The sequence below is a fragment of the Desulfococcus sp. genome (genome assembly GCF_041737845.1).
Classification (GTDB): domain Bacteria; phylum Desulfobacterota; class Desulfobacteria; order Desulfobacterales; family Desulfococcaceae; genus Desulfococcus.
The window spans coordinates 123,097-142,292 of the sequence record NZ_JBGSQX010000018.1; the positions used below are offsets into that span (position 1 = coordinate 123,097).

Below are 19,196 nucleotides of genomic sequence, written 5' to 3' on the forward strand. Positions count from 1 at the left end.
TGCCATGCGAAAAAACCGAATGACCCGACGCGCCAGTTTCCTGACCCCGGTGGACAGAAGACGCCGGAGGCGCGAAATCATCATCATCGCCGTCATCCTCGCCGTCGTTGCGGCGCTGACCTATGTCGAGAACCGCCTCTTTCAATCTGCCTCGGATTTCCCCATATCCAACACCATTCTGATGTTCATCCTCATCAACATCAACCTGCTGCTTCTCCTGCTGGTAATCTTTCTCGTCTTCAGGAACCTCGTCAAGCTCCTGTACGAGCGGAAACGCAAGGTCATGGGCGCCAATCTGAGGACCCGCCTGGTGATGGCCTTCATCGGGCTCACCCTCCTGCCGACGATGGTCCTCTTTTTTTTCTCCATCCATTTCATCACCACCAGCATCGAATTCTGGTTCAATGTCCCCATCGAGCAGGCCCTGGACAACTCCCTCAAGGTCGGCAGGCAACTCTATGGATATATCGAAAACAACAACCGCTTTTTCCTGAAACGGATCATCTATCAGGTCGATACGCGGGATTACATTGACGGATCACGGACCGAATCCCTGAATAAATATTCCCGTGTCGTTCAGCGGGAATTCAATCTGGAGGCCGTCGAGTTTTACGACGCCAATGCCCGGCGGGTTGCCGCCGCCGTGGGCGAATCACTCTCGGCGCCGCCGCCGGCCATGCCCAAAACCCGCTTCACCCAATATCTGGGGGATCAATCCATCCGGGCCATATCCGAGGAGGTGCCCAGCGGGGAACTGAGCCGGACGATCAGCACCATCCCCCTGGGGGCCCATCCCCGGAACGCCCGGGGATTCATCATCCTCTCCACCCTGATTCCGCCGAATCTGAGCGAAAACCTGGCATCCATTTCCCGGGGCTACGAAGAGTACCAGCAGATCAAACTATTGAAACAGCCCATCCAGGCGACCTATTATATCACCCTCTCCATTGTCGCGCTGCTGGTGCTTTTTTCGGCCATCTGGCTCGGATTCTATCTGGCAAAATCCATCAGCGTCCCCATCAAGGAACTGGCCGAAGGCACGCGGCGTGTGGCCGGAGGGGATCTGAGTTTCAGCATCGCCATGGTCGGCGACGATGAGATCGGCAGCCTCGTGGATTCGTTCAACCGGATGACCCGGGACCTCCGGGCAAACCGGGAGCAACTGGAGCTCTCCGCGCGCAAGCTCCGGGAGCAGAACGAGGAGATCGAGGAACGGCGGCAGTACATGGAAATCGTGCTCCGGAACGTGTCCACGGGCGTCATCAGCATCGATGCACGGGGGGTCATCCGGACCGCCAACAAGTCGGCGGAACGGCTGCTCAACCTGAAATCGGAGGAGATCCTCCAAAAGAACTACCGAAGGCTGTTCGAGGGTCACGAGCTGGACCTGGATGCAGATATCCTGGAAAAATTCGTCGACTCCGGGGAAAGCGCCGTCGCGATGCCCCTCCGGCTCACCATCAATGACCGGCCCCGCAGCTTCATGATTCACATCAACGCTCTCCGGGACGATAAACGGCGCCACCTCGGGCTGGTCGTGGTCTTCGACGACCTGACAGACCAGGAAAAGGCCCAGCGGATGGCGGCGTGGCGGGAGGTCGCCCGGAGAATCGCCCACGAGGTCAAAAACCCCCTGACCCCCATCTCCCTTTCGGCCCAGAGGCTCCGTCGGAAATACCGGCAGGTGATCGGGGACCCGGTCTTTGACGAGTGCACCCAGATGATCATCGACCATGTCGAGCTGATCCGCAACCTCGTGAATGAATTTTCGAAATTCGCGCGGTTCCCGGCGGCCAATCCGGAGCAGTGCAGGCTTGCGCCCATCATCGAGGAGAGCGTGGCGCTTTTCAGGGAGGGACACCCCGGCGTCCGATTCGAGCTGGACCTCCCCCCGGACATGCCGCCGCTCAATCTGGACCGTTTCCAGATCAAGCAGGCCGTCATCAACCTCCTGGACAACGCCATCAGCGCCATGGGCGGAATCGGCGCCATCACCCTTGGCGCGAGCCACGATCCTTCCCGGAAGACCGTGCGGCTCGACGTCGCCGACACGGGCCCGGGGATCTCCCCGCGGGATAAAACAAGGCTTTTCGAACCCGATTTTTCCACGAAAAAGACCGGGATGGGTCTGGGGCTTTCCATCGTCAGCTCCATTGTCGCGGATCACAAGGGCGCCATCCGCGTCCAGGACAACCATCCCAAGGGAACGGTATTTGTCATTGAGCTGCCGGTGTAGCGGAGGCCGGCCAAACACCACGAAAAGGAGAATTCATGTTCCCCACCATCATGATCATCGACGACGAGCCCAGCATCCTGAAATCCCTGAGCGGGCTCCTGTCGGACGAAGGCTTCGAGGTCATCACCGCAAGCAACGGTTACGAAGGGCTCAAGCTGATCGAAGAGAAGTCGCCGGACCTTGTCCTCCTGGACATATGGATGCCGGGCATCGACGGTATCGAGACCCTGAAGGAGATCAAACGCCACCACCCCTTCCTGCAGGTCATCATCATCACGGGCCACGGCAATATTGAAACAGCGGTGAAGGCCACGAAACTGGGGGCCTTTGACCTCATCGAAAAGCCCCTCTCCATCGACAAGATCATCGTGGACATCAACAACGCCCTCAACTTCAGAAGGATCGAGGAGGAAAACCGCTACCTCCGGAAGAAGACGCTCGAAAAGCACGCCATCAACGGCGACAGCCCCGCCATCGCGGAACTCAGAAAACAGATCGCCGTCATCGCCCCCACGGACTCCTGGATCCTCATCACCGGGGAAAACGGCACCGGCAAGGAACTCGTGGCCCGGACCATCCATCAGTTCAGCAAGCGCGCGGAACAGCCCATGATCGACATCAACTGTGCGGCGATTCCCGAGGAGCGCCTGGAAAGCGAGCTGTTCGGCCACGAAAAGGGGGCGGTCGCCTGGTCCGACACACGGAAGCGCGGGCGATTCGAGATGGCCAATTCGGGGACACTTTTTCTGGACGAGATCGGCGACATGAGCCTTCAGACCCAGGCCAAGCTGCTTCGGGTGCTCCAGGAACAGACCTTCCAGCGGGTCGGCGGCGGCAGGGACATCCGCGTCGACGTCCGGATCGTCGCCGCCTCCAACAAGGACCTCGAAGCCGAAATCGCTCAGGGCAGGTTTCGGGAGGACCTCTATTACCGGCTCAACGAAATCCCCATCCACGTCCCGCCGCTCAGAAGCCGGACCCAGGACATCCCCCTCCTGATGCGGATCTTTCTCGAAGACCGCGGAAAAAAGAACGGCCCCTCCCCGACGGGAATGGACCCCGAAGCCATGGCGATGCTCCTGTCCTATCCCTGGCCCGGCAATGTCCGGGAGCTCAAGAACCTTATCGGCCGCCTCATGATCATTCTGGACAAGCCCGTCATCGCGGCCGCGGACATCCCGTTTCCCTACAACCCCGTTGCCGGAGAGCGGGGAAAATCGGAAGAGGAGCTTTTCCGCATCGACCAGCTCTCCGCCGCCAAGGAGCGGTTCGAGATGGAGTTCATCCGCAGGAAGTTCTCCCGGCACGGCAACAATCTCACCAAGACCGCAAGCGTGATCGGGATCGACCCGGCCGAACTGCGCCGGAAACTCCGGCAGTTCGGGGTGTCGGTGTGAGGGTCATCGGCGGCCGTCTGCGGGGCCGGAAACTCATCCCCATCCGCGGCAGCGACATCCGCCCGACCGCAGACCGGGTCCGGGAGGCCGTCTTCAACATCATCGCCTCCGACATCCGGGACGCCCGGGTGCTGGATCTCTTCGCAGGCACCGGCGCAATGGGCATCGAGGCCCTGAGCCGGGGGGCAAGGTCAGCGGTCTTCATCGACGGCCGGAAAGCATCCCTTGCCGTGGTTCGGAAAAACATCGATCTTCTGGGCATCGGGGACCGCTCCCGGGTCATCCTGTGGGACGCCGCAAGAAACCTGAACTGCCTCAGGGCCGAGACGCCCGACATCCATCTGGTGTTCATGGATCCGCCCTACCAGAAAAGCCTGGTCGGGCCGGCCCTTCTCCACCTCGCCGACTGCGGCGCTCTTCTGCCGGGCGCCCTGATTGTGGTCGAACACGCCGTTTCGGAACCCTTGCCGGAAGAGATGGCGGCATATGCGCTCGCGGATCAACGAAAGTACGGAAAAACCTTTGTGTCCCTGCTCAATTATGTTATGGACGCACAAGCATAACCACAGGGACGACGATCTCATGCCAAAAACAGCGATTTATCCCGGTTCTTTCGACCCCGTCACCAACGGACATCTGGATATCATTCACCGAGGACTTCAGATCTTCGACAGGATCATCGTCACCATCCTCTGCAATCCTGCCAAGACGAGCCTTTTCACCATCGAGGAGCGAGTGGAAATGCTCAAGGACAGCCTCTCGGAGCTTCCCGCCGTGGAGGTGGACGTCTTTCACGGGCTCCTCGTGGATTATGGCCGCCTGCGGCAGGCCGATGCCATCCTGCGCGGCATGCGAGCCGTTTCGGATTTCGAATACGAATTCCAGATGGCCCTCATGAACCGGAAGCTGAACCGGGACATCCAGACGGTCTTCATGATGACCGGGCTTCGGTGGATCTTCACGAGTTCCACCATTATCAAGGAAGCCGCCAAATTCGGCGGGGATATCGAAGACATGGTGCCGCCCCTCGTGAATCGAAAACTGAGAGAAAAAGCGGCCCGGGCCGGCACTGCCGCCTGATTCATCCTGCCCCCGGAGAGGGTATCCGGGATGCCCTGGTCTCTTCCGGCCGGAGCCCTGACGCCTCCGTCTGCGACTGGGCACTCCGCGAGGGTGTCAACCTTTAACCGAACCCCGCCACATCACCGCTATGGATCTCTGGCAGCTCAACATATTCTGCAAGGTCATCGAACTCAAAAGCTTCTCGAAAGCCGGAGAAGCCGTTCACCTGTCGCAGCCCACGGTCAGCAGCCATATCAAGGAGCTGGAGGCCCATTTCAAGTGCCGGCTGATCGACCGCCTGGCCAAGGAGGCGATCCCCACCAAAGCCGGTGAACTCCTTTATGAATACGGCAGAAGGCTGATCGCCCTCAAGGAAGAGACGGAAACGGCCCTGGCGGAATTTCAGGGGAGCCTGAGGGGTCGGCTGGTGGTCGGCGGCTCGACCATTCCCGGGGTCTACATCCTGCCCCGGATGGCGGGCGCGTTTGTCGGCGCCTATCCGGATGTCACCCTCGCCATCCGCATCGGGGATACGGAGGGCATCATCGAGGATATTCTCAGCGGGCTCCTGGAGATCGGCATCGTGGGGGCGAAAACCGGGCCGAAGCAGATCCAGCAGGAGGCCCTTGTTGAAGACGAACTCTGCCTCGTCGTACCCGCCGATCATCCCTGGGCAGACGCCGGTGAGATCGGGCTGCCCGAGCTGAAAAAGGCGCCCTTCATCATCAGGGAAGCGGGCTCGGGAACACTTGCATCCATCCAGAATCAACTGGCGGCAGCATCAAGCGGGATCGATCAGCTCAACGTCATCGCCGAGATGGGCAGCACGGCGGCCGTCATCCAGGGGATCAAGGGGCATGTGGGCATCTCGATCCTGTCACGGATAGCGGTCACCGAGGAGCTCGCCCGGGGCACCCTGAAAGCCGTCGCCGTCAGCGGAATAACCCTGAAACGCCACTTCTACCTGACCTTCCATCGCAGGAAGACCCTTTCCCCTCTGTCGAGGGCGTTCATCGGCTTCCTGAGGCGTCGGATTCACTCCTGATCCGCGCCTCCCGTTCGTGGATGACCGCCACCACGGACGAACGCGAAGAGAGCTTGTCGATGAAAAAGACCAGCAGAAACCCCAAGACGGCGACCAGAACGGCCCCCGCGAGATAGGGCTGGTTTCCGGTCGATTCGAGATAGGATCCGGGGAAAACATTTCTTTCCACGAGCGGTTTCACCTCTCCCGCCGACGAGATAAAGGTCTCGACCACGATCTTCCACGGCCATACCTTGTTCAGGGACCCCATCATCAGCCCGGTCAGGCAGGCGATGGTCGGCGCATGCCAGCGCCTCAGGGTCCAGGAGAGCAGGTGGGAAAAGGAGAGAATGCCCACGGTGCAGCCGCAGCCGAAAACGGCGATGACCATAAGGTTGAAATCCCGGATCGCGGAAAAGATATATTCGTATTTGGACAGCAGTACCAGGATGAAACTCCCGGATATTCCCGGCAGGATCATGGCGCAGATGGCGATCATGCCGGAAAGAAAGACAAACCACAACGCTTCGGGGGTCCGGGCGGGAACGGCGACCGTGATGTAATACCCCAGCGCCGCCCCCAGGAGTCCGAAACCGAGGATTGACGGACCCCACGCCCCGATTCTTCTGGCCACGGCCAAGATGGATGCGATGATCAGCCCGAAGAAAAATGCCCAGATCAGCACGGGAAAATGGGTGAGCCAGTAGAGGATCAGGCGCGAAAAGATGAGAATGGATGTTGCGATGCCGGCGAGCAGCACGGTCAGGAAGGTCCCGTGGACATGCCGCCAGAGCGCCTTGAACTCGCGACGGTAAAGCAGTCCCAGTGCCCGGCCGTCAAAGGAGCGGATGGCCAGAAGCAGCTCCTCGTAAATGCCCGAAATGAAGGCGACGGTCCCCCCGGACACCCCGGGGACCACGTCGGCCGCCCCCATGGCAATCCCTTTGAGATAGAGCAGAATCAGTGATGGCATGAGCGCGTCGGTGCCTTCCTTTCTGGTTTTACCGGTCATTCCTTTTTCCACGCATGCTCGCCGACCAGCTTGACAAAGCGGCACCCGCCGAGGCTGACCTGGTGGACGCCGTGATCGTCTTTGACCACCTGGATCAAATCCTGGATGTGCTGGTCTCCCACGGGAATCACCATGCGACCGCCGGGCGCCAGTTGTTCGATCAGCGGCTGCGGGATCACGGGGGAGCCCGCGGTGACGATGATCGCGTCAAAGGGGCTCTGCTCCTTCCAGCCGCCGGTTCCGTCGGCGCACAGGGTGACGATGTTGTGGTATTTGAGGGTGTCGAAGAGCCGGCGGGTCTTGATGTACAGCGAGTGGATCCTCTCGATGGTGTAGACGCGGTAGACGATCCGGGCGAGAATCGCAGCCTGGTATCCCGAGCCGGTGCCGATCTCGAGCACGCGGTCTTTCTCCCCCACCCGGAGGGCCTGGGTCATCTCCGCGACGATATAGGGCTGCGAAATGGTCTGCCCGTCGCCGATGGGCAGGGGGAAATCGCCGTAGGCCTGGTCCTCCAGCGCTTCGCTCACAAAGAGATGACGCGGCACACTGCGCATGGCGGCAAGCACCCGTTCATCCCGGATTCCCCGCGCCTCGATCTGACGTTTGACCATCTCTTCACGCCGGCGAAGATATTTTGATGTCTCTTTATCCATAATCTCTTTTCTTATCAAGTCCGTGGCGTTACGTCAAGGATTAACCTATTATTTTAATTATAATTACCAATAAGTTAGACCAAATCCCCCCGGGACTTCGCAAAATGAGGCCATGCCGCGTCCGTCTGTTTTTCTTATTTTCTTGGCGTATCTTATGGTATATCACGCCCAACGGCAAACAGAAGGATTGAAATCGACCCGATGAACAGTGCAAAACATCTTGTGATCGTCTGTTTCCTGTCCATCGTCATGATCATCGCCGGTACCGGAGGATACATGGTGATCGAGGGCTGGGGGGTTCTCGACGCACTCTACATGACGGTCATCACCGTCGCCTCGGTGGGATACTCCGAGGTGCAGACCCTCAGCTCCGCCGGCCGGATCTACACCATGTTCCTGATCTTTCTGGGACTTGGATTTTTCGTGTATGTCGCCGGGGCCGTGGTCCAGTTCATGGTGGAAGGGCAGATCCGCAATGCCCTGGGGAGGCGCAGATTGGACAGAAAGATCAACCAGCTCGAAAATCACTTTATCATCTGCGGATACGGCCGCATCGGCCGGGTCCTCTGCAAGAAGCTGAAAAGCAGGCCCATGGGCATCGTCGTCATCGAGAAGGACCCCGAACTGATCGCCGTGATGGAGGCCGACGGGATGCTCTATCTCTCGGGCGACGCCGCCAGCGAAATGCTGCTTTTGAAGGCGGGCATCGACCGCGCGAAAGGCCTTGTGGCCGTCCTCGCCACGGACACGGACAATGTCTTTCTGGTCCTGACGGCCCGGCAGCTCAACAAAACCATCGAGATCATCGCCCGGGCCGGCCACGAGGCGTCCATGGCCAAACTCACGGCCGCCGGGGCGAACCGGGTGGAGTCGCCGTACGCCATGGGTGCCGCCAACATGGCCAACCGCATTCTGAGACCCACGGTCACCACCTTTCTCGACCTGGCCTTCACCTACCACCGCAAAGACATCCAGATGGAAGAAATTCCGGTCGGCGAAGACTCCTCCCTCGTCGGCAAGATGCTCAAGGATTCGGGCATTCGCCAGAACTTCAATCTCATCATCATCGCCATCAAGAAATCCGACGGCGGCATGCTGTTCAACCCCTCCTTTGAGGCGACCATCAACAACGGCGATACCCTGATCGCCGTGGGAGAGTCGGATAATCTGGAAAAACTGGAGAAGATTTTAAACCCGCACGAGCCGTCCGGTCCCCTGCGGGCAGGGCGTTAAATTTTGTAGATGATCCGCTGATCGGTGATGATGATGTCGATATATTTGTCATGGGATTCCATGGGAACCTGAGGAATGATATGGGATTCCAGAATCAGGGCGACCTTCCGGGTGGTGACGGACAGTTTGGGGATGAGACGGTCGTAATATCCGAGCCCCGAGCCGATGCGGCCGCCCTTTTCGTCGAATGCGACCCCTGGGATGACGGCAATGTCCACCTGGTCGATGGGCACCCGCTTGCAGCGGTTCGGATCCGGCTCGAGGACGCCCCGGGGGCCGATCTTGAGATCTTTCTGGATATCATCAACCTTTAAAAGAGTCATGGTCCGCTTCTCTCTGCCGAAGGCAGGAAGGACGACGATCTTGTGTTGTTCGAAGCACCACTCAAGGATGGGCCGGGTCGGAATTTCATGCGGCAGGTTCATGTACAGGAGAGGGATCTTGGCTTCCATGAAATTGGCGAAGTCAAAGAGACGCTCTGCAACGCGCCGGGTCTTCTCCTTGAAATCATCCTCGGAAAGGGCATCTACGCTCTTGATCATCTCGGTCCGGATACTGATTTTCTTCTCTTTGATCTCATCCATGTGGAACTCCCCTAGACACGTCTTTCCAAGACAATTTTTTATAAAAATTATAAATATATATACAATTTCAGAACGTAAAGTCAACCAATATTAGCCATTGACTCCCCCCATCGCCCATGGTAGTTTTTTGCCATTTTTTCCGGCGCCGCCGGCCATCCGTGCCGCCAACTGCCGATGAAGGATTTTTTTCCTCTTCAGAATAAACCGACTTTTGAGATTATAGGAATTATTATGCTGGAAATCAAGTTTTTGAGACAAAATTTAGCGGAGGTTCAGAACGCCCTGGCTGCCCGAAACGACAAAGCCGACCTCAGCACCTTCATCGAGACGGACGAAAAACGCCGGGAAATTCTTCAGGAGATCGAGGCATTGCGGCACCGTCGAAACGTGGTCTCGGATCAGATCGCCGACCTGAAGAAAAAAGGGGAAGAGGCCGAAAACCTCGTTCTGGAAATGCGGGATGTCTCCTCCCGCATCAAGACGCTGGACGGCCGGCTGGCCGGCTTCGATGAAATCCTCCAGGGTATCCTGATGACCCTGCCCAACCTCCCCCATGCCTCGGTTCCCGTCGGACGCGACGAGACGGAGAACGTCCCGGTCAGACAGGTCGGCGCCCCGCCGGAATTTGATTTTCCGCCCCAGGCCCACTGGGATATCGGCGAGAGGCTCGGCATCCTCGACCTCGAGCGGGCCGCCCGGATCACCGGGTCCCGGTTCCCGCTCTATCTCGGCCAGGGCGCGCACCTGGAGAGGGCGCTCATCAACTTCATGCTCGATATCCACACCACCCTGCACGGGTATCTGGAAACCCTGCCGCCCTTCATCGTCAACCGAACCACCATGACCGGCACCGGCCAGCTCCCCAAATTCGAGGCGGATCTTTTCAAGCTGGAGAACTGGGACTATTTTCTGATCCCCACCGCCGAGGTCCCCGTCACCAACATCCACAGCGGAGAGATCCTGGACGAGGAAGCGCTCCCGATCCGCTACACAGCCTATACGCCGTGCTTCCGCTCGGAGGCCGGGTCCCACGGCAAGGACACCCGGGGCCTCATCCGGCAGCACCAGTTCAACAAGGTGGAGCTCGTCAAGTTCGCCCACCCGGACCACTCCTATGCCGAGCTGGAATCCCTCCTCGAGAACGCCGAAACCATCCTGAAGCGCCTGAACCTTCCCTACCGGGTCATCACCCTGTGCACCGGCGACATGGGGTTTTCCGCCGCCAAGACCTACGACATCGAGGTCTGGCTCCCGGCCCAGGACAAATACCGGGAGATCTCATCCTGCAGCAATTTCGAGGCGTTCCAGGCCAGGCGCGCCAACATCCGCTTCCGGCGGAAAGGCAAAAAAGGGACGGAATGGGTCCACACCCTGAACGGCTCCGGCCTCGCCGTAGGGCGGACATTCGCCGCCATCCTCGAAAATTACCAGCAGGCCGACGGGTCGGTGGTCATTCCCGAGGCCCTGCGGCCTTACATGGGGGGCCTTCAGAAAATAGAACCCACAACATAGAGAGGGTGCGCGGTGAAACCAGAAGATTTTCCGAAAGAGATTCAGCCATACCTGATCCCCGGGAAAACCGGCCGGCTCGTCTACCGCTGCCTCGGCTGCGGCAGGACCCACGGCATCGAGGAGCTGCTGTACACCTGCCCGGACTGCGGCCAGGTGCTGCTCATCCAGGATGAACACTTCGACCGCCTCAAGGAGATTCCCGGATGGCTCTGGCACCGGATCTTCGACTACCGGCGGATGCTCAGGATCCCGGCCCTGAAAGGCATCTACCGCTACCACGAGTTCATCGGCCCGGTCCTCCCCCTGGCGGACATCGTCTACCTGGGCGAAGGGCACACCCCCGTCATCGCCGCCAACCGGACGCTTGCGGCCCTGGCGGGAGGGGCCTTCTACTTCAAGAACGACGGCCAGAACCCCAGCGCCTCCTTCAAGGACCGCGGGATGGCCAGCGCCCTCAGCTACATCCACTTTCTGGTGAACAGCGGTCTGGCAAGGGACGTGCTGGCCGTCTGCGCCTCGACGGGCGACACCTCGGCGGCCGCGGCCCTCTATGCCGCCTACCTCCAGCCCCACGTCAAATCGGCCGTGCTCCTTCCCCACAAGAAGGTCACCCCCCAGCAGCTCTCCCAGCCCCTGGGCAGCGGCGCACGGGTTTTCGAGATCCCCGGCGTGTTCGACGACTGCATGAAGGTGGTGGAGCACCTGGCCGAGAACTATCCGGTTGCCCTCCTCAATTCGAAAAACGCCTGGCGCATCCTGGGGCAGGAATCCTATTCCTACGAGATCGCCCAGGATTTCGAATACGAGATGGCCGGCAAGGCCGTGGTCGTCCCCATCGGCAACGCCGGCAACATCACCGCCGTCATGAGCGGCTTCCTGAAGTTTTTCGAAACGGGGATCATCGACACCCTGCCCAAGATCATCGGGGTCCAGTCGGAACATGCCAATCCGGTCTACCGCTACTACCTCGAGCCCGATCCCGACAAACGCAAATTCGTCCCGGTGAGCGTAAAGCCCAGCGTGGCCCAGGCGGCCATGATCGGGAACCCCGTCTCCATGCCCCGGGTCATCCATCTGGCGCGCAAGTACAACGAGGTCAGCGGCGAACAGCGGGTCTTCTTCGTCGAGGTTTCGGAGCAGGAGATCATGGACTGGGAGCTTACGGCCAACCGCAACGGCCACATCGCCTGCACCCACGGCGGGGAATCCCTGGCCGGTCTGGTTCGGGCGCGGAAGATGGGGATTGTGGCGGAAGACGAGACGGCAGTGGTGGACTCTACGGCCCATGCCCTCAAATTCGCCGGCTTTCAGGAGATGTACTTCGAAGACCGTTTCCCGGAGGAATACGGGGTTCACCCGGATCCGCGGCTGATGAACCGGCCTGCCTTCATGTGTCCGGAAGACCTGAAAGAGGTGCCCGCGCCCGGGAGCCCCATCGATGGGGAGGCGCTCAAAACCTTCGTCCGCAGGGTCGCAGAAGATATCGCCAAAGCGCTGGATCTCCCCGGGAGCTGACGCTCCGCGGGCCGGGAGGGCAAGAACCGCCGCCCCGGCCCGCAGCGTTTCCCCCGCAGCTATTCGATCACCAGTTCCCCGAAGTAGGGAAAATTCTGCATGTTCACGATGGCCCCGATCCTAAGGCTCCTCTTTCCCCCCCAGGAAAGGTTCTGCCAGTGGAGGGGGATGAAGGCCGCCTCGTCGTGGAGGATCTGCTCGACCTCCTGGAGCATGGCCCTGCGACGGGCCTCGCCGGTCTCCATGCGGGCGGCGAGGACCAGCTCGTCCACCTTGGGGTTGCAGTAATTCCCGGAGTTGTACCGGCCGTAGCCGGTCTCCGCATCGGGGCACATCAGGAGCGACTCCGTGTAGTTGGCCGAATCCTGGGTTTCCGGGTGCCAGCCGATCATCTGGATGTCCGCGTCCTGGGCGTCGAAGCGGTCCCAGTAATGACTTTTGGGCATGGTTTTGAGATTCACCGTGATGTTGATCTTGGACAACATGCCCACCACCGCCTCGGCGATCTTCGCGTCATTGAGATACCGGTTGTTGGAGGCGATCATGGTGCAGGCGAAGCCGTTTTCATATCCGGCCTCCTTCATCAGGGCCTTGGCCTTTGCTGTATCGTAGCGGGGCGCCAGGCTCGGTTTGTACCCCGAAAAGCCTTTAGGCCCCTGCTGCCCCGCGGCGGTAGCCGCCCCCTTCATGATCTTCTCGACGATCGTTGAAGCGTCCACCGCAAAAACCATGGCCTGCCGCACCTTGGGGTTTCGAAATTCAGCGCGGCGCTTCTGGTTGAGCTGCAGGGTGATCACCCGGCTCCCGGTGGCGGTGACGAGCTGGAGGGTTTCATCCGCCCGGATCCGGGCGTGGTCCTGGATGGGGACCGGCATGATGAGATCGACCCTGCCCGTCATCAGGGCGTTCACTCGGGCGGCGTCGTTCTTGATGGGGGTCAGGATGATGGTGGCGGCATTTCCCGGCGAGGCCTTGTCCCAGTAATCCGGGAACCGCTCAAAAACGGTTTTGACGCCCGGGTCCCGGTACGTCACACGGTACTTCCCGGTGCCGGACGCCCGGGTCAGGGCAAAAGAGGGGCCGGCCTTGACGACGGCGTCCCGGTAGCGCCCCGAAGCATCCACCCCCCAATAGAACCGGCGATCCATGGGAAAGATGAAGGTCGCCATATTGAGCACGAGGGCATAGGGCTTCCGGGTCACGATATCGACGGTGTGGTCGTCGATGACCTTGGCCCCCTCGAAGGGCTCGAAAAGCTCCTTGTAATCCTCGCTTTTCATCAGGCGGTCCAGGGTCCATTTCACATCCTCCGCGGTAAACGGGTTGCCGCTGTGAAACACGACATCCTTGCGCAGATAAAACCGCACGGCCGTATCGCTGACCCGCTCCCATCGGGACGCCAGGCGCGGCTCAAAGGTCATCTTCGCGGTCCAGCGCAGCAGCGGATCGAACACCAGGTGGGAATACTGGAGCATTTCGCCGGAGAGCTGGGCGTGGGGATCCAGAGAGATGGGATCGGCATCCGTGGCCAGTTTCAGGGTCCGCCCCTCCGAAGCCCCTGCCGCCGCCCCGAGGCACCCCATCCATACCGCCAGGATCATCAGTGCGCAGAATCTCTTCATATGCCCCGGTCAGATCCTCTCCAGAAGGTCCAGAAGGAGCCTCACACCGAATCCCGTGCCGCCGGGGCCGCAATAGGGGCCGGCCTTCTTGGCGTAGGCGGGACCCGCGATGTCGATGTGGGCCCACCGGGTATCCTTGACAAAGGACGACAGGAACAGGGCGGCCGTGATGGCCCCGCCCCATTTGGAGCTGCTCATGTTGCTGATGTCGGCAAAATCGCTCTTGAGAAGCTCCTTGTAGTCCTCGGGCATGGGCATCCGCCAGCACCGCTCGTGGGTCCGCCTGCCCGATGCGAGAATCGCCTCGGCCAGCGCATCTTCCGCCGTAAAGACGGCGGCGATTTTTTCCCCCAGGGCCACCACGCAGGCGCCGGTAAGGGTCGCCAGGTCGATGAGGGTATCGGGGTGGTAGGTGTTGACGGCATAGGCAAGGGCATCGGCCAGGATGAGCCGCCCCTCGGCGTCGGTGTTGCCGATCTCCACCGTTTTGCCGGAATAGGTCCGGATGATGTCCCCGGGGCGGATGGCCCCGCCCGACGGCATGTTTTCGACAAGGGGGAGGATCCCCACGATATTGACCTTGGGTGTAAGCCTGGCCGCACTGATGAGGGCCCCCGCCACGGCGGCCGAGCCGGCCATGTCCATCTTCATACCCTCCATGGACCCGCCGACCTTGAGGTTCAACCCGCCCGAATCGAAGGTGACCCCTTTGCCGATCAGGCAGACGGTTTTCGCGGCGTTCTTGGGCCGGTATTCCAGGATCACCAGCCGCGGCCGGGCAAGGCTGCCCTGCCCCACGGCCAGCAGCGCGCCGAAACCGTTTTCTTCAAGGGCCTTCTCGTCCCACACCTCGGCAATCAGGCCACGGTCCCGGGCCCGGGCCGCAATCGACTCCGCATAGGCATCCGGCCGCTTGTCGTTGGCGGGGAGCGAAACCCAGTCCCGGGCCAGGAGGGTCCCCTCGCACGCCGCCGCGACCCGGTCCGGGAGCCCGGCCAGGCGACCGGCATCCCGGGCCTTGACCCAGAGGGCGATGTCTTTCAGCGGGGCCTGTTTCTTGTCGCTCTTGTACCGATCGAAGATGTGGTTGGCCAGGAAGGCCCCCTCCATCATGGCCGTAATCAGGTCCGCCGCCCCGATCCCGCTCTTTCCCTCGGACGGGACGGCGATGAGGACATCATCGATCCCCCGGGTCATGCAGCCTCTGACCGCCCGTCCGGCCAGGGCGCGATAGGTTTCGAGGTCCGCCGATGCCAGCGGCCCCGCGCCCATGAGGATCACCCGGTCCGCCGCCAGCTCCGCGGGATGGTGGAAAACCACCTCCTCCTCGGCCTTGCCGCTGAACTCCTCCAGTTTCATCGCCTTTTTGGTCAGCACCCCGACAGGCCGGATATCATGGATATCGGCGTCCTCGCACACGGGAATGACGAGGGTTTTGATGCGCTCTTTTTTGGGATTGACGGATTTCAGCTCCAGCACGTTGAGGGTCTCCTTCCTTGTTTATCATGTATCGGTATCCGGTAGAAGCATGGCGAGCGAGGCCCCGGACCCGCGGGGATCAGGACCGAAGGGTCGCCGCCACCCGCAGCGGGTTGGACAGGAGCGCAAGGGCTGAAACGATGTCGCCGCACACGATATCCGCGGCCGCAAGGGTTTCGGCCGCGACCCCCTCCGCCAGCATGACGGCGACGCCCAGTGCGGCCGCTTTCAGCATGAGGCGGTCGTTCCGGCCGTTGCCCATGCACACGCTCTCTTCCGCGCCCAGTTGCCTCACATAGGAAAGCTTTGCCTCGTCCTGCCGCCCCGGGGACAGAATGGAGAGACGGCACGGCACCTCCGCGAGGGCCGCCCCGGCCTTCCCGAAGGTGTCGGCCGTAATCACATGAACCTCAATGTGCTTGGCCAGCTCGTGCAGTGCGCTCTTGACTCCGTCGACCATCCGGCCGTCCACGGCCAGGGTGCCGTTGTAATCCAGCACCAGGTGCGACAGGCGCAGTGTCTTGTATCCGGGGACATCGATCTCGATCATCCGCATCTCCTTTGGAAAGAAATATTCAAGGCCTGACGAATCCTGTTCTTACCCCATTTAACCGATGACGTGAAGGCTCTTTTTTGAGGGTATCCGCCCCCTCTCAAAAACCTCTTGTGCCCCCTGCCGAAAAGGAATATAAATTTTTGTATATGGCCATTGCCTTAGTCGGGTTGCCCGTTGCGAAGCGCGTCTTCGGCTGTAAAGATATCATTATACCACCCTTTGGAGGTCCAGGGCTTTTTTTGTTTACTCAACTTTCGACTTACAGAGGGCGGTGATGTCCGGGTTGGAGGACAAAATTCGAAAGTTGCGTTGTTTATGAATCGCTTTGGTGCGGTCTGAATAACCGGTGAATTTATGGATTTTTTTTTTGTGTCGTTAGGGCTCATTCTGGCTGGAGGATTTTTTCCTCTTTTTTTTAATCGACATTTTTCTTTGATGAAGGCGGTCAGCGTTTTCGGCATTGCAACAGGCTGCTTCCTGGGCTTGATCGACGCCGGGCGAAACCTGTCAATATCGGGAACGTCCTATGCTTCCTTTCATTATCTTGACGGACTCTCCCTCGCCTTCGCCATCGACGGCATGGCGGCTTTTTTCCTGGCAGCCATTTTTCTTGTTTCCATGTTGGCGGCTGTCTACAGCTTTCATTACCTGGACGCGCCGGATAAACCCCTGCGAACCGCCGCGGGGTACCTGTTCTTCGCCATCCTGATCGCGTCCATGGCACTGGTGGTGACGGCAAACAATATGATCACCTTTATGCTGTTCTGGGAAATAATGTCCCTGTCTTCCTTTTTTCTCGTGATCTATGATTATGAGAAAGCCGAAAACCGAAAGGCGGGTTATCTGTATTTTGTATTTTCCCACGCAGGGGCCATGTTTATTCTTTCGGCGTTCGGTCTGATGTATGGCTTTTCCGGCAGTTTCGGATTTGAGGGCGCGGCTCTGCTGCCGGAGTGGGTCAAAATCATCGTTTTTGTTCTGGCCTTTATCGGGTTCGGCTCAAAGGCCGGCGTTTTTCCGTTTCATGTCTGGCTGCCCCAGGCCCATCCATCGGCCCCCAGTCACATATCCGCCGTCATGTCCGGCGTGATGATCAAAATCGGCATTTACGGCATTCTCCGCATGTATGTTTCGCTGAATAGCGCAAGCCCCCTGTATGGCGAAATTATCGTAACCGCCGGCATGATCTCCGGTATCCTCGGCGTCGTGTATGCCCTGGGTCAGCATGACCTCAAACGGCTTCTGGCATATCACAGCGTCGAAAATATCGGGATTATTCTAATTGGATTTGGCATCGGCATGATGGGCAAGTCCGCCGGCAATCCGGTAATGGCGGCCTTTGGTTTTGCCGGGGGCCTGCTGCATGTTCTGAACCATTCGATTTTCAAGTCCCTCCTCTTCATGGGCGCGGGTATCGTGATAAAGAAGGCCGGGGTTCGGTCCATTGACGCTCTGGGCGGACTCATGAAAAAAATGCCTGTCACCGGCATCTCATTTCTGGCGGGTTCTCTGGCTATTTCCGGACTGCCGCCCCTGAACGGGTTTGTGAGCGAGTTTTTGATCTATATGGGTGGATTCAAAGGCGTCGGCCTGGATAAATTATCCTTTATCCTGAGCATGATGGCCATTATCAGCCTGGCGGTGATCGGCGGTCTGGCCATGGCCTGTTTCACCAAGGTCGTGGGGGTGGTTTTTCAAGGGGAGCCTAGAGGCGAAGGAGCCGCCAACGCCGATGAAAAGGGGCTCATGATGCTGATCCCCATGGTCGTCCTGGCGATTGCCTGCGCCATTATCGGTATTTTTCCGAACGTTTTTCTTCTCATGACCCTTCGAGGAATTTCTGCGCTCCATCTGGGATACGGTCATATTCCGTTTGAACCGCTTCTTCAGACGACCGGGAATATTACCCAGTCGGCAGCGATCTTTTTGATCCTTCTTATTTGCACCCTGGTCTTTCGCCATTTTCTCTACCAGGGCAAATCGATTGCCCGCGCAGGCACATGGGGATGCGGCTTTACCCGTCCAACGGCTAAGATGCAGTATACAGGCGCTTCCTATGCCCGATCGATTCTTATATTTTTCAGAACGGTAGCCCCGATGAACCAGAATTACCCCGAAGTTCAAGGGCTGTTTCCGAAGCCGACCCATTACCAAAGCCGCCTCGATGATATTGCAGAAAAATCCATGGGTGTTGTCATTGTGCGGCCGGTGCTGCTGTTTTTCGATAAACTGCGATGGGTTCAAAATGGCGATATTCACCGCTATATCGGGTATGTGCTGATGGCTATCGTCGTGCTTTTGTTTTTTGTCTAAACGGATCCGATTACGGGTTCTGCATGGCACACGTTACGGGGGTCAAACGGGCAAGCGAGACGGATATATGATTGAATCCATCATTCTATGGACGCTGGCGATTCTCCTGTCGCCGTTTTATGCAGCGATCATCGGTAAGGTCAAAGCGTTTTTCGGCGGAAAAAAAGGGCCGCCCCTTTTGATCAATTATCATACCCTGGTCAAGTTGTTTACAAAGGGCTCGGTTTACAGCACAAGCACCACGTTCATTTTTAAGATGGGACCGGTGGTTTCCCTGAGCACTCTTCTGACGGTGCTTCTGTTTACGCCCATTGCCGGGTTTTCCCCGGTGGTTTCGTTTAACGGCGATGTGATCTTTATTTTTTACCTGCTGGGGTTGGGTCGATTTTTCACCATTGCGGCGGCCCTGGACACGGCATCTCCTTTTGAAGGAATGGGCGCGGCCCGGGAAGCCTTTTTCCCCATTTTTTGCGAGGCCGCCCTGTTTATGATTCTTGCTCTTTTTTTTCATTTGACCGGTGATCTGCGCCTGGCCGCCTATTTTTCCGGCAGTCAACCCGCCGATCTCTGGCAAATTGCCGGCGCACCCATGATGCTTGTGGTGATGGCGTTTTTCATTATCCTGCTTGCGGAAAACTCGCGGCTGCCGGTGGATGACCCGGCTACTCACCTGGAGCTGACCATGATTCATGAGGTCATGGTGCTGGATCACAGCGGCCCGGACCTGGGGCTGATTGAGATGGGGTCTTTTATCAAATTGTTTTTCTATTCCACTATTGTTGCCAGACTCATTTGTCCCATGCATACAGGCAAGCCGCTTATAGACATCGGGATTTTCGGCCTGGCCCTTTTTGTGGTGTATGGCGCCACGGGCGTTATCGAATCGGTGATGGCCCGTTACCGGATGGAGATCGTTCCACGATTGCTGGTTGTATCGTTTTCCCTTGCATTTTTTGCATTCGTCATCACCCAGGAGTTGACCAAGTGAGTCATTC

The 19,196-nt window shown here is 59.0% G+C and carries 16 protein-coding genes; 10 read left to right on the forward strand and 6 right to left on the reverse strand.

The features are described 5' to 3' along the window. Positions 1-19 precede the first annotated feature (19 nt). The 5 genes from ACEW8N_RS02335 (at position 20) to ACEW8N_RS02355 (ending at position 5,740) form a co-directional block, all read left to right on the forward strand. On the forward strand, positions 20-2,236 hold the full coding sequence (locus tag ACEW8N_RS02335) for a PAS domain-containing sensor histidine kinase (RefSeq protein WP_373498180.1): 2,217 nt from the start codon (positions 20-22) through the stop codon (positions 2,234-2,236). Between the two features lie 35 nt (positions 2,237-2,271). Continuing rightward, complete coding sequence (locus tag ACEW8N_RS02340; protein WP_373498181.1) at positions 2,272-3,633, forward strand: sigma-54-dependent transcriptional regulator; 1,362 nt, start codon at positions 2,272-2,274, stop codon at positions 3,631-3,633. Continuing rightward, positions 3,630-4,196, forward strand: coding sequence for a 16S rRNA (guanine(966)-N(2))-methyltransferase RsmD (gene rsmD, locus ACEW8N_RS02345; protein WP_373498182.1), 567 nt, complete (start codon positions 3,630-3,632; stop codon positions 4,194-4,196). Before ACEW8N_RS02340 ends, rsmD begins: the two co-directional genes overlap by 4 nt. Before the next feature lie 19 nt (positions 4,197-4,215). After that, positions 4,216-4,713, forward strand: coding sequence for a pantetheine-phosphate adenylyltransferase (coaD, locus tag ACEW8N_RS02350; RefSeq protein ID WP_373498183.1), 498 nt, complete (start codon positions 4,216-4,218; stop codon positions 4,711-4,713). Between the two features lie 130 nt (positions 4,714-4,843). Then, positions 4,844-5,740 carry a selenium metabolism-associated LysR family transcriptional regulator gene (locus tag ACEW8N_RS02355; protein ID WP_373498184.1) on the forward strand — a complete coding sequence of 299 codons (897 nt, stop codon included), beginning with the start codon at positions 4,844-4,846 and terminating at the stop codon, positions 5,738-5,740. Here the strand turns inward: ACEW8N_RS02355 and ACEW8N_RS02360 are convergent. Together ACEW8N_RS02360 and ACEW8N_RS02365 are read right to left on the reverse strand one after the other, a co-directional pair. After that, positions 5,706-6,731 (reverse strand): DUF368 domain-containing protein, encoded by a 1,026-nt coding sequence (locus ACEW8N_RS02360; RefSeq protein ID WP_373498185.1) that lies wholly within the window; start codon positions 6,729-6,731, stop codon positions 5,706-5,708. The genes ACEW8N_RS02355 and ACEW8N_RS02360 overlap by 35 nt on opposite strands. Further along, complete coding sequence (locus tag ACEW8N_RS02365) at positions 6,728-7,387, reverse strand: protein-L-isoaspartate(D-aspartate) O-methyltransferase (RefSeq protein ID WP_373498186.1); 660 nt, start codon at positions 7,385-7,387, stop codon at positions 6,728-6,730. Before ACEW8N_RS02365 ends, ACEW8N_RS02360 begins: the two co-directional genes overlap by 4 nt. A 201-nt stretch (positions 7,388-7,588) precedes the next feature. On the opposite strand from ACEW8N_RS02365, the gene ACEW8N_RS02370 reads away from it, so the two are divergent. Further along, a complete protein-coding gene (locus ACEW8N_RS02370; RefSeq protein WP_373498187.1) occupies positions 7,589-8,620 on the forward strand; it encodes a TrkA family potassium uptake protein in 1,032 nt (343 codons plus the stop codon). Here the strand turns inward: ACEW8N_RS02370 and ACEW8N_RS02375 are convergent. Beyond that, positions 8,617-9,204 carry a 5-formyltetrahydrofolate cyclo-ligase gene (locus ACEW8N_RS02375; RefSeq protein WP_373498188.1) on the reverse strand — a complete coding sequence of 196 codons (588 nt, stop codon included), beginning with the start codon at positions 9,202-9,204 and terminating at the stop codon, positions 8,617-8,619. The genes ACEW8N_RS02370 and ACEW8N_RS02375 overlap by 4 nt on opposite strands. Positions 9,205-9,435: 231 nt before the next feature. On the opposite strand from ACEW8N_RS02375, the gene serS reads away from it, so the two are divergent. Both serS and thrC read left to right on the forward strand, forming a co-directional pair. Beyond that, positions 9,436-10,716, forward strand: a complete 1,281-nt coding sequence (gene serS, locus ACEW8N_RS02380) for a serine--tRNA ligase (RefSeq protein WP_373498189.1) — start codon at positions 9,436-9,438, stop codon at positions 10,714-10,716. Positions 10,717-10,728: 12 nt separating this feature from the next. Beyond that, positions 10,729-12,231 (forward strand): threonine synthase, encoded by a 1,503-nt coding sequence (gene thrC / locus ACEW8N_RS02385; protein ID WP_373498190.1) that lies wholly within the window; start codon positions 10,729-10,731, stop codon positions 12,229-12,231. A 59-nt stretch (positions 12,232-12,290) separates the two neighbouring features. Here thrC and ACEW8N_RS02390 read toward each other — a convergent pair whose 3' ends face one another. The 3 genes from ACEW8N_RS02390 to ACEW8N_RS02400 all read right to left on the reverse strand — a co-directional run bounded on the left by ACEW8N_RS02390 (position 12,291) and on the right by ACEW8N_RS02400 (position 15,882). Further along, positions 12,291-13,853: an ABC transporter substrate-binding protein gene (locus ACEW8N_RS02390; protein ID WP_373498191.1), complete on the reverse strand. Its 1,563-nt coding sequence runs from the start codon at positions 13,851-13,853 to the stop codon at positions 12,291-12,293. Between the two features lie 9 nt (positions 13,854-13,862). Beyond that, positions 13,863-15,332 carry a leucyl aminopeptidase gene (locus ACEW8N_RS02395; protein WP_373498192.1) on the reverse strand — a complete coding sequence of 490 codons (1,470 nt, stop codon included), beginning with the start codon at positions 15,330-15,332 and terminating at the stop codon, positions 13,863-13,865. Between the two features lie 79 nt (positions 15,333-15,411). Then, positions 15,412-15,882, reverse strand: coding sequence for an HAD family hydrolase (locus ACEW8N_RS02400; RefSeq protein WP_373498193.1), 471 nt, complete (start codon positions 15,880-15,882; stop codon positions 15,412-15,414). A gap of 723 nt (positions 15,883-16,605) precedes the next feature. Here ACEW8N_RS02400 and ACEW8N_RS02405 point away from each other — a divergent pair. Continuing rightward, complete coding sequence (locus ACEW8N_RS02405) at positions 16,606-18,201, forward strand: proton-conducting transporter membrane subunit (protein WP_373498194.1); 1,596 nt, start codon at positions 16,606-16,608, stop codon at positions 18,199-18,201. Then, a complete protein-coding gene (locus ACEW8N_RS02410; RefSeq protein WP_373498195.1) occupies positions 18,194-19,189 on the forward strand; it encodes a respiratory chain complex I subunit 1 family protein in 996 nt (331 codons plus the stop codon). Before ACEW8N_RS02405 ends, ACEW8N_RS02410 begins: the two co-directional genes overlap by 8 nt. Positions 19,190-19,196: the final 7 nt, after the last annotated feature.